This is a genomic window from Iamia sp. SCSIO 61187, from assembly GCF_019443745.1.
Lineage (GTDB): Bacteria > Actinomycetota > Acidimicrobiia > Acidimicrobiales > Iamiaceae > Iamia.
In genome coordinates this window covers 3,176,899-3,188,843 of the sequence record NZ_CP050948.1, presented here as the reverse complement: position 1 = coordinate 3,188,843, position 11,945 = coordinate 3,176,899, and the positions used below count along the sequence as shown (strand labels likewise).

The 11,945-nt window shown below is 73.0% G+C and carries 11 protein-coding genes and 1 pseudogene; 5 read left to right on the top strand and 7 right to left on the bottom strand.

Annotation, left to right across the window (positions count from 1 at the left end; genetic code table 11):
* Window positions 1-40 precede the first annotated feature (40 nt).
* The 5 genes and pseudogenes from HC251_RS15135 (at window position 41) to HC251_RS15115 (ending at window position 5,359) form a co-directional block, all read left to right on the top strand.
* Window positions 41-868, top strand: a complete 828-nt coding sequence (locus HC251_RS15135; RefSeq protein WP_255566430.1) for an enoyl-CoA hydratase-related protein — start codon at window positions 41-43, stop codon at window positions 866-868.
* A complete protein-coding gene (locus HC251_RS15130) occupies window positions 837-2,330 on the top strand; it encodes an MDR family MFS transporter (RefSeq protein ID WP_219941433.1) in 1,494 nt (497 codons plus the stop codon). Before HC251_RS15135 ends, HC251_RS15130 begins: the two co-directional genes overlap by 32 nt.
* Before the next feature lie 150 nt (window positions 2,331-2,480).
* Window positions 2,481-4,034: an acyl-CoA synthetase gene (locus HC251_RS15125; protein WP_219941432.1), complete on the top strand. Its 1,554-nt coding sequence runs from the start codon at window positions 2,481-2,483 to the stop codon at window positions 4,032-4,034.
* Window positions 4,035-4,101: 67 nt separating this feature from the next.
* A pseudogene (locus HC251_RS26235) lies at window positions 4,102-4,371 on the top strand (PAS domain-containing protein); the annotation flags it as partial.
* Window positions 4,372-4,774: 403 nt separating this feature from the next.
* On the top strand, window positions 4,775-5,359 hold the full coding sequence (locus tag HC251_RS15115) for a GGDEF domain-containing protein (RefSeq protein ID WP_219941431.1): 585 nt from the start codon (window positions 4,775-4,777) through the stop codon (window positions 5,357-5,359).
* A 10-nt stretch (window positions 5,360-5,369) separates the two neighbouring features.
* On the opposite strand, the gene HC251_RS15110 is transcribed toward HC251_RS15115, so the two are convergent.
* The 7 genes from HC251_RS15110 to HC251_RS15080 all read right to left on the bottom strand — a co-directional run bounded on the left by HC251_RS15110 (window position 5,370) and on the right by HC251_RS15080 (window position 11,865).
* On the bottom strand, window positions 5,370-5,684 hold the full coding sequence (locus tag HC251_RS15110) for a type II toxin-antitoxin system PemK/MazF family toxin (RefSeq protein WP_219941430.1): 315 nt from the start codon (window positions 5,682-5,684) through the stop codon (window positions 5,370-5,372).
* Complete coding sequence (locus HC251_RS15105) at window positions 5,681-5,929, bottom strand: ribbon-helix-helix domain-containing protein (RefSeq protein ID WP_219941429.1); 249 nt, start codon at window positions 5,927-5,929, stop codon at window positions 5,681-5,683. The genes HC251_RS15110 and HC251_RS15105 overlap by 4 nt, the downstream gene beginning before the upstream one ends.
* Window positions 5,930-5,962: 33 nt before the next feature.
* Window positions 5,963-6,568 (bottom strand): TetR family transcriptional regulator, encoded by a 606-nt coding sequence (locus HC251_RS15100; RefSeq protein WP_219941428.1) that lies wholly within the window; start codon window positions 6,566-6,568, stop codon window positions 5,963-5,965.
* Window positions 6,561-7,772, bottom strand: a complete 1,212-nt coding sequence (locus HC251_RS15095; protein ID WP_219941427.1) for an acyl-CoA dehydrogenase family protein — start codon at window positions 7,770-7,772, stop codon at window positions 6,561-6,563. Before HC251_RS15095 ends, HC251_RS15100 begins: the two co-directional genes overlap by 8 nt.
* A gap of 73 nt (window positions 7,773-7,845) precedes the next feature.
* Window positions 7,846-8,976: an acyl-CoA dehydrogenase family protein gene (locus HC251_RS15090; RefSeq protein ID WP_219941426.1), complete on the bottom strand. Its 1,131-nt coding sequence runs from the start codon at window positions 8,974-8,976 to the stop codon at window positions 7,846-7,848.
* A gap of 8 nt (window positions 8,977-8,984) precedes the next feature.
* Window positions 8,985-10,166, bottom strand: coding sequence for an acyl-CoA dehydrogenase family protein (locus tag HC251_RS15085; protein ID WP_219941425.1), 1,182 nt, complete (start codon window positions 10,164-10,166; stop codon window positions 8,985-8,987).
* A 145-nt stretch (window positions 10,167-10,311) separates the two neighbouring features.
* Complete coding sequence (locus HC251_RS15080) at window positions 10,312-11,865, bottom strand: nicotinate phosphoribosyltransferase (protein WP_219941424.1); 1,554 nt, start codon at window positions 11,863-11,865, stop codon at window positions 10,312-10,314.
* Between the last annotated feature and the right edge of the window lie 80 nt (window positions 11,866-11,945).

Sequence of the window (11,945 nt, the reverse complement as noted above, 5' to 3'; positions counted from 1 at the left end):
CAACGGATCGGCGCCGGTCCCCGCCGGACGGGGGCCCCGGGTGCCGGGGGAGAGCCTCGTCCTCGTCGACGAGCCCGCCCCCGGCATCCGCCGCATCACCCTCAACCGGCCCGAGAAGCGCAACGCCCTCAACCACAAGCTGCGGGGCGACCTCATCGACGCCCTCGAGGCGGCCGACGTCGACGACGCCGTCCGCGTCTCGATCGTCCGGGGCGCCGGGACCTGCTTCTCGGCGGGCTACGACCTCGGCGGCGGCAACGAGGGCCTGCCGTACCCGCACCACACCGCCCCCGGCGACGGCCAGTGGCCCCGCCACGTCACCGAGACGTGGATGGGGATCTGGGACCTCCAGAAGCCGGTGATCGCCCAGGTCCACGGGTACTGCCTGGCCGGCGGGAGCGAGCTGGCCACCGGCTGCGACCTCGTCTACGTGGCCCACGACGCCCAGATGGGCTACCCGGCGACGCGCTTCGGCGTGCCCGACATGCACTTCCACGCCTGGTTCCTCGGGATGCGCAAGGCCATGGAGATGATGCTGACGGGCGACTCGATCAGCGGTGACGAGGCGGTGCAGCTGGGCTGGGCCAACCGGGCCTTCCCCGCCGCCGAGCTCGACGACGAGGTGCTGGCCGTGGCCCAGCGCATCGCCCTGGTCCCCACCGACATCTCGTCGCTCAACAAGCGCACGGTCCACCGGCAGATGGACGTCATGGGCCTGCGGACGGGGATCCGGGCCGGCACCGAGCTGTGCGCCCTCGGCACCAAGCAGGAGAGCTTCGCCGCCTTCATCGACCGCATCGACGAGATCGGCCTCAAGGACGCGCTGTCGGAGCGTGATGGCCCGTTCCACGACTACAGGACCGCCTAGCGCCGGGGCGGGGGACGCCGGCGCACCTGCGACGGGCGCCGCGACACGGCCGCTCCTCGTCTTCGTCGGGGTCCAGCTGGCCCAGGTGATGTCGTCGCTCGACGGCACCATCGTCGCCACCGCGCTCCCCACCATCACCGACGAGCTGGGGGGCTTCTCCCGGGTCACGTGGGTCATCACGGCCTACGTCCTGGGCGTGGTCGCCACCATGCCCCTCTACGGCAAGGTCGGCGACCTCTACGGCCGGCGGCGGGTCCTGCTGGCCGCCATCGCCGTGTTCCTCGTGGCCTCGGCCGGCTGCGGGCTGGCGCCCACGATGGACACCCTCCTCGTCGCCCGCTTCGTCCAGGGGCTCGGCGGCGGGGGGCTGGGCGCCCTGGCCATGGCCGTGATCGCCGACGTGGTGCCCGCCCGCCAGCTCGGCCGGTGGATGGGCTACCAGGGCGTGATCTTCGCCGTGGCCAGCGTGTCGGGGCCCCTCGTCGGCGGGTTCTTCGTCGACCACCTGAGCTGGCGGTGGGCCTTCCTGATCAACCTCCCGGTCGGCGCCGTGTCGATGCTCGTCGTCGTGACCCGGCTGAAGCTGCCGTACCGGCGCGTCCCCCACGCCCTCGACTGGCCCGGCTCGGCGCTGCTCGCCAGCGCCCTGGCCGGGCTCGTCCTCATCGCCACCCTGGGCGGGAACGAGGTCCCGTGGGGCTCGGGACGGATGGTCGCCCTCGCCATCGGCACCGTGGTCCTCTTCCTGCTCTTCGTGCGTCAGGAGCAGCGGGCGCCGGAGCCGGTGCTGCCGCTGTCCCTCCTGCGCGACGGCGTGATGCGGGTCTGCGTGGTGGTCAACTTCACCAGCGGCCTGCTGCTGTGGTGCGGGATCTTCTTCATCCCCCTGTTCGTGCAGGAGGTGCGGGGGGTGACGCCGACCCGGGCCGGGTTCACGCTCATGCCGCTCATGTTCGGCGCCGCCGCCGGGACGCTCATCGCCGGTCGTCGGGTCGAGCGCTCGGGCGCCTACCGCACCTGGCCGTTCTCGGGGTCGATCCTGATGCTGGTGGGCATGGGCCTGCTGGCCACGCTCGGGGCGGCGACGCCGCTGCTGACGATCGGCCTCTTCGCCCTGGTGCTGGGGACCGGCGCCGGGTTCGTGATGCAGCCGTCGCTGCTGGCCGCCCAGAACGCGGCCCCGGCCAAGGACCTCGGCATCGCCACCTCGACCGCCCTGCTGTTCCGCTCGCTGGGCAACACGGTCGGCATCCCGATCTTCGGCGGCATCCTCAACGCCCAGCTCGTCGGCGAGGGTCGCGGCCCGGCCGCCTTCGCCGACGCCGTCCCGGTGGTCTTCCTCGCCGCCGTCCCGGTCGCCGTGGTGTCGATCGTCGTCGCCTGGCGCCTCCAGGACCGCCCCCTCCGCGACGACGTCGCCCTGGCCCCGGTCGCCCCCGCCCCCGTCCCCGCCGACGGCTGACCCGCGCCGGCCGATCCCTCCGAACTCGGCGGCAGATGTGGGACGAACACCCCACATCTGCCACCGAGTTCCGGAGGGGGAGAACCGGTTCTACCGCAGGTGACCAGGCATGCGGTCGACAGGGGCGAGAACGCGTTCTACCCTTCGGCCATGAGCGACGCCGTGGGGTTCTGGACGCTGGCCGAGACCGAGCCCGATCGGATGGCGGTGGTGGGGCCCGACGGGCGGGAGGTGACCTACGGGGAGCTGGGGCGCACGGCCAACCAGCTGGTGCACGGGCTGCGGGAGGCCGGGGTGCCGCCCGGCGGCGGCATCGCCCTGGTGATGCCCAACAGCATCGAGGTCCTGGCCCTCTACTTCGCCGCCCTGCAGGCCGGCTGGTACATCACGCCGATCAACCACCACCTCGTGGGACCGGAGATCGCCTTCATCGTCGAGGACTCCGAGGCCGACGTGTTCGTCGCCCACGAGCGCTTCGCCGACGCCTGCGCCTCGGCCGCCGTCGAGACCTCGCTCCCGCCCGAGCAGTGCTTCGCCGTCGGCGACGTCCCCGGCTTCCGGCCCTTCGCCGAGCTCACCGAGGGCCAGCTCACGATCGCACCGGAGGACCGGGCCGGGGGCCAGGCCATGCACTACACGTCGGGCACCACCGGCAAGCCCAAGGGGGTGCGGCGCAAGCTGTCGGGCGTCCCGCCGGACGCCTCGGCCGTCGGCAGCCAGTACTTCCTCGGCATGTTCGGGGTGAAGCCGGGCGACGACAACGTCCACCTCTGCGGCTCGCCGCTCTACCACACGGCCGTCCTGGCCTTCGTGGGGGCCTCGCTCCACCTCGGCCACCCCGTCGTGCTGATGGACCGCTGGACGCCCGAGTCGATGCTCGAGCTGATCGACCGGTACAAGGTGACCTCCAGCCACATGGTGCCGACCCAGTTCCACCGGCTGCTGGCGCTGCCCGACGACGTCAAGGCCCGCTACGACGTGTCGTCCACCCGGTCGATGGTCCACGCCGCGGCACCGTGCCCGGTCGAGATCAAGCAGCGGATGCTCGACTGGTGGGGGCCGTCGATCTGGGAGTACTACGCCGCCACCGAGGGCGGGGGGACGGTCGTCAGCCCGGAGCAGTGGCTGGCCAAGCCGGGCACCGTCGGCCTGCCGTGGCCGTCCTCGGAGATCCGCGTCCTCGACGACGACGACCAGGACGCCCCTCCCGGCGTCCCCGGCACCGTCTACATGAAGCTGGCCACGGCCGACTTCGAGTACTTCAAGGACCGGGACAAGACCGAGGCCAACCGCAAGGAGGGCTTCTTCACCGTCGGCGACATCGGATACCTCGACGAGGACGGCTACCTGTTCCTCAACGACCGCAAGTCCGACATGATCATCTCCGGCGGCGTGAACATCTACCCGGCCGAGATCGAGGGGGCGTTCCTCACCCACCCGAAGGTCGCCGACGCCGCCGTCTTCGGCATCCCCCACCCGGACTGGGGCGAGGAGATCAAGGCCGTGGTCGAGGCCGCCCCCGGCGCCGAGCCGGGCGACGAGCTCACCGCCGAGCTGCTGGCCCACTGCGCCGAGCGGCTGGCGAAGTTCAAGCTGCCGAAGTCGATCGACTACACGACCGAGATGCCCCGGGACCCCAACGGCAAGCTCTACAAGCGCAAGCTGCGCGACCCCTACTGGGCCGACCGGGCCACCGCCATCTGACGCCAGGGGTGACCAGAAGCACGCGGCGCGCCCCTCAGGTCGGTCCCCGGCCCGCCGACGGGGGAGGGTGCTGCCCGATGGTGTGGAGGAGGTGCTGTCCGCCCTCCCGGTCGGTGTGTTCCTGACCGACGGTGCGGGCCAGCTGAAGTCGGCCACCCCGCTGGCCACCGACATCGCCGGGTTGGCGCGCGACGCGTGGGAGGGCCGCAACGTGGTGGACCTCGTCGATGCCGACGAGGTCGCCTCGGTGCTGGGCCACCTGGAGTCCGGGCACCAGATCGACTCCGACGAGATCGGCGGACCGCACACGTTCCACCTCACCGGCGTCGACGGCGTGCGTCGCAGCCTCGAGGTCTGGGCTCGCAACCGCCACGATGACGGGATCATCGACGGGTTCGCCCTGGTCATCACCTACGAGGCCACCAACCGGCTGCTGCTCGACGTCGTCCAGGGCGTGGCCGCCGGCGATCCCCTGGGTGTGGTCATGACGGGTGTGGCCCACTCCCTGCGCGGCCTGCCGGTCGAGGCCGACGCCATGGTCCTGGCGCTGGGCGACGACGGCGCGCTGGTCGCGTGCAGCGACGTGCCGCCGCGCTGCGACGAGGCGTCGCGGCAGATGGCCCGCCGGGTGCTGGCCTCGGGCCAGGCCGAGCACCACGCCGACCTCGACGGCCGAGGACCGGCGTGGTGCCACGCCGTGCGCGGCGGCAAGGAGGGAGGCGCCCGACGCCGCCCTCGTCGTGTGGCCGACGGCGACGCGCCTCCCGTCCCTGAACCAGGCCCAGCACATCGAGCGCGCCATCGCCGTGCTCGACGTCGCCCTCGCCCGCGACGATGCCGTCGCCGAGCTGCGCCGGGCGGCGACCCACGACGACCTCACCGGTCTCCTCAACCGAGCCGCCTTCCACCACCGGTGGGCGGGATCGCCCGACCCGCAGACCGCGCTGCTGTACGTCGACCTCGACGGGTTCAAGCCCATCAACGACGCCATCGGCCATCAGGCCGGCGACGCCGTGCTGGTCGAGGTGGCCGATCGCATGCGCAGCGCGGTCCGCCCCCACGACGACGTCGTCCGGTTGGGGGGCGACGAGTTCGCCGTGGTCTGCCCCGGGGCCGGGGTCGACGAGGCCCAGGTCATCGCCGAGCGCCTCGTCGGCGCGGTGTCGGCGCCGGTGGTCCTGGCCGACGGGTCGACCGTGGCCGTGTCCGCCAGCGTCGGCGTGACCAGCGCAGGGACCAGCCTCGACGACCTGGTCGCCCGGGCCGACGCCGCCCTCTACGAGGCCAAGCGCACCGGCGGCGGCCGGGTGGTCGTCGCCTCGTGAACGACCCGCGCTAGCAGTCCGACAGGGCTCGCAGCGCACGGCAGATCTCGTCTCGCCGCTGCGGTCCCAGCGCCCCCACGTGCTCGGTGAGGAGGGCGCGTCGGATGGGCTGGACGTTGTCGAACGCAGCGGCGCAGTGGTCGGGCAGTCCCTCGTCGGGACCGAGTGGTACCTCGGTGGGGATGTCGCGCACGGTGCGGGTCACCGGAGCCACGGTGACCCATCGCAGGACCGGGATGGCCTCGTCCCGCGTGACGACGAGGACCGGACGCCGCTTGCCCTCCGTCTCGGCCCACCAGATGTCCCCCTGGAGGGGCGTCGTCACCAGGGCTCCTCAGCCACCATGGCGGCTGTGGCGGCGTCGGACCACGCAGCCTCGTCGTCGGCCTGGGGTACTCGCCGGTAGCCCTTGACGATGGCGTCGCCGATCTGGTCCCGGCGGTGCCGGTCGACCAGGCGACGGAGGGCGAGTCGCACGGCGTCGGACCGACTGGTGGCGACGCCGTCGCGGACGAGGGCATCGACGGCCTCGGCCAGGTCGTCGTCCAGGCGCGTGACGAGCTGTGGCATGCACGGAGCATACCGTTCCGCAATGCGAGAGGGTCAGGCCTCGTAGGGAGTGATCAGGACCCGGCAGGCCCGCTCGAGCTCGGCGGTGACGTTGTCGAAGCCGGTGCGCCCGTTGGCCCAGCCCACCAGGCTCGAGTACCAGACGTGCCCGAGCACGGCGAGGATGTCGGCCCGGACCTCGGGCTCGAGGTGGGACAGGATCGGCTCGCCCATCGAGGCGATCGACATCCGCACCTCGCTGCCCCCCTGGCGGACGCCGGCGTCGGACGACGACAGGGCCCGCACCAGGGCCATGCTCAGCTTGGGCTGGCGCTGCATGGCGCCGCAGGCGCGCTGGAGGACGTCGATCATCTGCTCGGTGGCGGTGTCGCCGCGGGGCGGGGAGTGGGCGACCCGGTCCCGCAGCCGGCCCGTCCACTCGGTCATGGCCGCGGCCAGCAGGTGGTCCTTGGACGAGAAGTTCCGGTAGATGGTGGCCAGGGCCACGTTGGCGGTGGCGGCCACGTCGCGCATCTGCACGGCGTCGTAGCCGCCCTCGGCGCCCAGCTCGAAGGCGGCGTCGATCAGCCGCCGCCGCCGCTCCTGCTGCTCGGCGGTGAGCTCGGCGGGCGAGAGCGCGCCCTCGCCCCGGTCAGCCACGGGGGAGGTCCCGGAAGGGCACGGTCTTGTCGACGCGGGGGTCCGGGGGCAGCCCCAGGACCCGCTCGCCCATGACGTTGCGCTGGATCTCGTCGCTGCCGCCGGCGATGCGGATCGACGGGGCGCTCAGGAAGTGCTGCTGCCAGCGCCCCTGCTCGGGAGCGCCGGGGCCGGCGAGCATGCCGTGGGCGCCCTCGATGGCCAGGGCCAGCTCGGCGTTGGCCTTCATGTTCCACGCCGCCATGAGCTTCATCACCGAGGCCTCGGGGCCGGGAGGCCGGCCGTGGCTGGTGGCGGTGCGGACCCGCATCCCGATGTAGCCCATGATCTGCTTGCGGGACCACGCCGCCGCCAGCCCCTGGCGCACGAGGGGATCGCTGCTGGCGCCGCAGTCCCGGGCGAGGGCGAGCAGGTCGTCGAGGGTGGGCCCGCTGCTGTGGCCGCCCATGAAGGCCCGCTCGTTGGCGAGGGTCGTCATGGCGACGCCCCACCCGCCGTGGACCTCGCCGAGCACGGCATCGTGGGGGACCCGGGCGTCGGTGAGGAAGACCTCGCTGAAGTGCGAGGCCCCGGTGATCTGGCGCAGCGGCCGGATCTCGACGCCGGGCTGGCGCATGTCGATCAGGAAGTAGGTGATCCCCTTGTGCTTGGGGGCGTCGGGGTCGGTGCGGGCCAGCAGGATGCCGAAGTCGCTGTAGTGGGCGCCCGAGGTCCACACCTTCTGCCCGTTCACGACCCACTCGTCGCCGTCGCGGACGGCACGGGTCGAGACGCCGGCCAGGTCCGACCCGGCCCCGGGCTCGCTGAAGAGCTGGCACCACACCTCGTCGCCCTGGAGGAGGGGGGCCAGGTACCGCTCCTTCTGCTCGTCGGTGCCGTGGGCGATGATCGTCGGACCCGCCATCTGGACGCCGACGGCGAAGGCGCCGGTCGGGAGCCCGAAGCGGAGAGCCTCCTCGCGGAAGATGGCGGCCTCGGCGGCCGTCCCGCCCCGTCCGCCGTACGCCGCCGGCCAGGCGATGCCGGCCCAGCCGTGCTCGGCCAGGAGGGCCTGCCACGGCCGGGCCCGCTCGACGAAAGCGGCCTCGTCCTCGCCCGGGACGCGCGTGACGCCCCGCGCCTCGTCCGATCCGGCGTAGGTCTCCAGCCAGCCGCGCGCCTCCTTGCGGAACGCGGCCTCTTCGGCGCTCTCGTCGAAGTCCATGCGCCTCCTCTTCGTGCTCGGGCGACGTTAGGTCGCGGCGTGGGGTGCTCCGGGGAGCGTGGTCAGGGGGCGGTCACTCGCGGGTGGCGGCCAGCGCGGCGCCGATGCGGAGCAGCTGGTCGGTGGCACCGCCGAGGGTGAGCTCGAGCTCCCGGGCGGCGATGAGGTAGCGGTGGATCGGGTGGTCGACGTCGACGCCGGTGCCACCGTGGAGGTGCACGGCGGTGTGCCCGACGCGGTGGGCGGCTTCGGCGGCCCAGTACTTGGCCACCTGGACCTCGGTCGACGCCGGCAGGCCCTCGGCCAGCCGCCACGCCGCCTGCCACAGCACCAGGCGCGTGGCCTCGACGTCGATGTAGGCGTCGGCGGCGCGCTGGCCCACGGCCTGGAAGGTGGCGATGGGGCGGTCGAACTGGACCCGCTCCTTGGTGTAGGCCGCGGTCATCTCCAGTGCCTGAACCACCACGCCGGCGGCCTGGGCGCACAGGGCGACCGTGGCCCGCTCGACCAGCCACGGGAGGGCGCCGGGGTCGTCGGTGAGCAGCTCGGCGGCGACACCGTCGAGGGTGATCTGCGCCTCGAGGTCGCGGTTGGTGACCCGCTGGGCCTCGACGGCCATCCCGTCGGCTCCCGCCTCGACGAGGAACAGGCCCGCCGACCCGTCCTCGCCCGTGGCGGAGACGACGATGGCGTCGGCGACGGTCCCGGCCGGGACGCACGTCTTGGTCCCGGTCAGGCGCCAGCCGGCGTCGACCGACCCGGTGGCGGTCGTCGTGGGGTGCTCGGGCCAGCGGTTGGCCGGCTCGACCAGGGCCGCGGTCAGGATCGTCTCGCCGGTGACCGCCCCGGGCACCCACCGTGACCGCTGGGCGGCGGAGCCGTAGGTGGCGATGGGCAGGGCGCCGAGGACGCACGAGGCCAGCACCGGCACGGGGGCCACGGTGCGGCCGACCTGCTCCAGCACGAGGCACTGCTCGACGATGCCGAGCCCCGAGCCGCCCAGGTCGGCCGGGAGCCCGACGCCGAGCAGGCCGGCATCGGCGAGGGCCCGCCAGACCTCCCGGTCGAAGCGGTCGCCGGTGGCGTCGCCGTCGGCGTCGCCGCCCTCGACGGCCTTGAGCCGGTCGACGGTGACGAGGTCGGCGAGGATCGTGCCGGCCAGGCCGGCGATCTCGTCCTGCTCCTCGGTGCGGGCGAAGTCCACGTCGTCTCCTAGCGGGGGGCCCGGGGCATGCCCAGGCCGACCATGGCGATGATGTCGCGCTGCACCTCGTTGGTCCCGCCCCCGAAGGTGAGGATCAGCGCGGACCGGTACATGCGCTCGAGGCGGCTCTTGAGGACCGACCCGGGGGAGCCACGGGTGATCGTCGCCTCCTGGCCGATCACCTCCATGAGCGCCCGGTAGGCCTCGATCGAGAGCTCGGTGCCGAAGACCTTGGTCGCCGAGGCGTCCTGGGGCCCGACGCCGTTGCGCACCCCCCAGGCGATCTTCCAGTTGATGAGCTTGAGGAACTCGACCTTGGCGTGGACCCGGGCCAGGTGCAGCTGCACCCACTCCTGGTCGATCACCCGGCGGCCGTCGGGGAGGTGGGTGTCGTGGGCCCAGCGGCGCACCTCGGCCAGCATGTTCTGCACCGGGGCGGCCGAGCAGAGGGCGACCCGTTCGTGGTTGAGCTGGTTGGTGATCAGCTTCCAGCCGTTGTTCTCGCCGCCGACGAGGTTCTCGGCGGGGACCCGCACGTCGTCGTAGAAGGTGGCGCTGGTGGTGGTGCCGCTGACGGTGGGCACCGGGGTCCACGAGAACCCGGGCGAGTCGGTGCTGACGAGGAACATCGACAGGCCCTTGTGCTTGGCCGCGTCCGGGTCGGTCCGGGCCGCCAGCCAGACGTAGTCGGCGTACTGGATGAGGCTCGTCCACATCTTCTGGCCGTTGACGACGTACTCGTCGCCGTCGCGCACGGCCCGGGTGGAGAGCGACGCCAGGTCGGTCCCGGCGCCGGGCTCGGAGTACCCGATCGAGAAGTGCATCTGGCCCTTGAGGATCTTGGGCAGGAACTCGTCGCGCTGGGCGTCGGTGCCGTACTGCATCAGGGTCGGGCCGACGGTGTTGATGGTGAGGAACGGCACCGGGGCGCCCACCAGGCTGGCCTCGTCCATGAAGATCAGCTGGTCGACCATCGAGCGGGCCTGGCCGCCGTACTCCTTCGGCCACCCGATGCCGAGCCAGCCGTCCTCGCCCATCTGGCGGACCAGGCGCTTGTAGAGCTCGCCCCCGCCGTACTCGCCCTGCCCCGAGGCCATGGCCTCCTGGACGTCCTCGGTCATGAGGTCGGCGAAGTACGCCCGCAGCTCCTTGCGGAGGGCGTCCTGCTCCTCGGTGAACGCGATGTGCATGGGGTGCGCTCCTCGCCGGACGGGGTGCCCGGTGCCCCCACAGTAGAACGAGTTCTACCCCCCGTGCTCGTCGGCGCTGCGGCTCGGCGCGAGAACCTGTTCTCATCGACGTGGGTCGGGCGGTGACCCGTGCCGGCCCCGGGGCTCACGTCATCCGGGCGATGAGCTCCTGCTTGGTGCGGAACAGCTCCTCGGTGATGGAGACGTGGTGCACGTGGGGGTTGATGATCCGCCGCACACCCGGGGCGGTGGCGGCCAGGTCGGCCTCCCGGCGCCGGGACGCCTCACCCAGGTCGGCCAGGGCCTCGCCGCCGCCGGGGTAGACGATCTCCTGCTGGTCGAGCACCGGGAGGTGGAGGTCCTCGGCGGTGGACCAGGCTGCGGCCGCGACGGTCCGGCTGACGTCGTCCCGGCCGTGGTGGTGCAGGACGAGGTCCGACCCGGGGGTCAGCTCCTCGTCGGCGGTCGACATGACGTCCGCGGTGGCGATGCCGGCGCCGTCGGAGACCCGCCAGAGGCGCTTCCGCCCCGGGTTGAGCACCTTGGTCGCAGCGTCGGAGACCTTCATGGTCGGCGTCCACCCCCCGTCGCGCTCGATGGCCACCAGCTTGTAGACGGCGTCGAGGCTGGGCGCGCCGTGGCTCGTGGCCAGCCGGGAGCCGACGCCGAAGACGAGCCGGCCGATCACGTGGTCGGGGTCCTGGCCCGTCGGCCGGGCCTCGGCCACGATCTGCTCGGTGATCTGCCAGATCGCCATCTCGTCGAGCTGGCTCGAGATGACGATGGAGGCGTCGGCGAAGCCGGCGGCGTCGAGCTCCCGGGACGACTGCACGGCGAGGTGGGCCAGGTCGCCGGAGTCGAGGCGGATGCCGACGGGCCGGTGGCCGGCGCGGGCGAGGCGCTCGAACACGCGGATCGCGTTGGGGAGCCCTGACTCGAGGGTGTTGACGGTGTCGACCAGCAGGAGGCAGTCGTCGGGGTAGACGTCGGCGTAGGCCTCGAAGGCACCCAGCTCGCCCTCCCCCAGGGCGATGAACGCCTGCACCATCGAGTGGGCGTGGGTGCCCGACGGCGTCAGTCCGAGCTGGTAGGCGACGGCGGCGTGGGATGTCGACAGCGCCCCGCCGACGACCGCAGCCCGCGAGGCGGCGTCGGCGCCGCGCCCCTGCGCCCTCCGCATGCCGAACTCGACCACGGGCCTGCCGCGCGCCGCGGCGACGGCCCGGGACGCCTTGGTGGCGACGAGCGTGGCGAACCCGAGCTGGTTCAGCAGCGCCGTCTCGACCAGCTGGGCCGAGGCCAACGAGCCCTCGACCGCGACCACGGGGGTGTTGGGGTGGACGACACGGCCCTCGGGCACGGCGGCGATGCGCAGGTCCGCGAAGGACGCGGTGGCGAACCAGGCGCAGAAGTCGTCGGTGAACAGCCGCTCACCCGTCCGCCCGCGGTGGGAGCGGAGGGCGGCCACGTCGGCGTCGGTCGCGGCAGCGCTGCGCGCCCAGTCGACGAACGGTGCCAGGCCGGCGGCGATGCAGTAGCCGGCGGCGTGGGTGCCGTAGTCCGGGTACGACCGGAAGAGGTGCTCGAAGCGGACCGGGCGCTCGTGGAGGCCCATCCGGTGGTAGAGCTGGGCCATCGTCAGCTGGTAGGCGTCGGTGGAGAGGATCCCCCCGACGAGCGCAGGTGGCGCCACGGTCACGACGGCCTCCGGTCTGCGGGCGACCGGGGTGCTCCCCGTCGCGCCGCCGGGCCAAACCGCGGGGCCTGCTCCGCACCGCC

Excerpts from the sequence above, each read along its gene's own strand:
- HC251_RS15130 (WP_219941433.1), top strand. The coding sequence starts at position 837 with ATGGCCCGTTCCACGACTACAGGACCGCCTAGCGCCGGGGCGGGGGAC.
- HC251_RS15125 (WP_219941432.1), top strand. The coding sequence starts at position 2,481 with ATGAGCGACGCCGTGGGGTTCTGGACGCTGGCCGAGACCGAGCCCGAT.
- HC251_RS15105 (WP_219941429.1), bottom strand. The coding sequence starts at position 5,929 with ATGCCACAGCTCGTCACGCGCCTGGACGACGACCTGGCCGAGGCCGTC.
- HC251_RS15095 (WP_219941427.1), bottom strand. The coding sequence starts at position 7,772 with ATGGACTTCGACGAGAGCGCCGAAGAGGCCGCGTTCCGCAAGGAGGCG.
- HC251_RS15085 (WP_219941425.1), bottom strand. The coding sequence starts at position 10,166 with ATGCACATCGCGTTCACCGAGGAGCAGGACGCCCTCCGCAAGGAGCTG.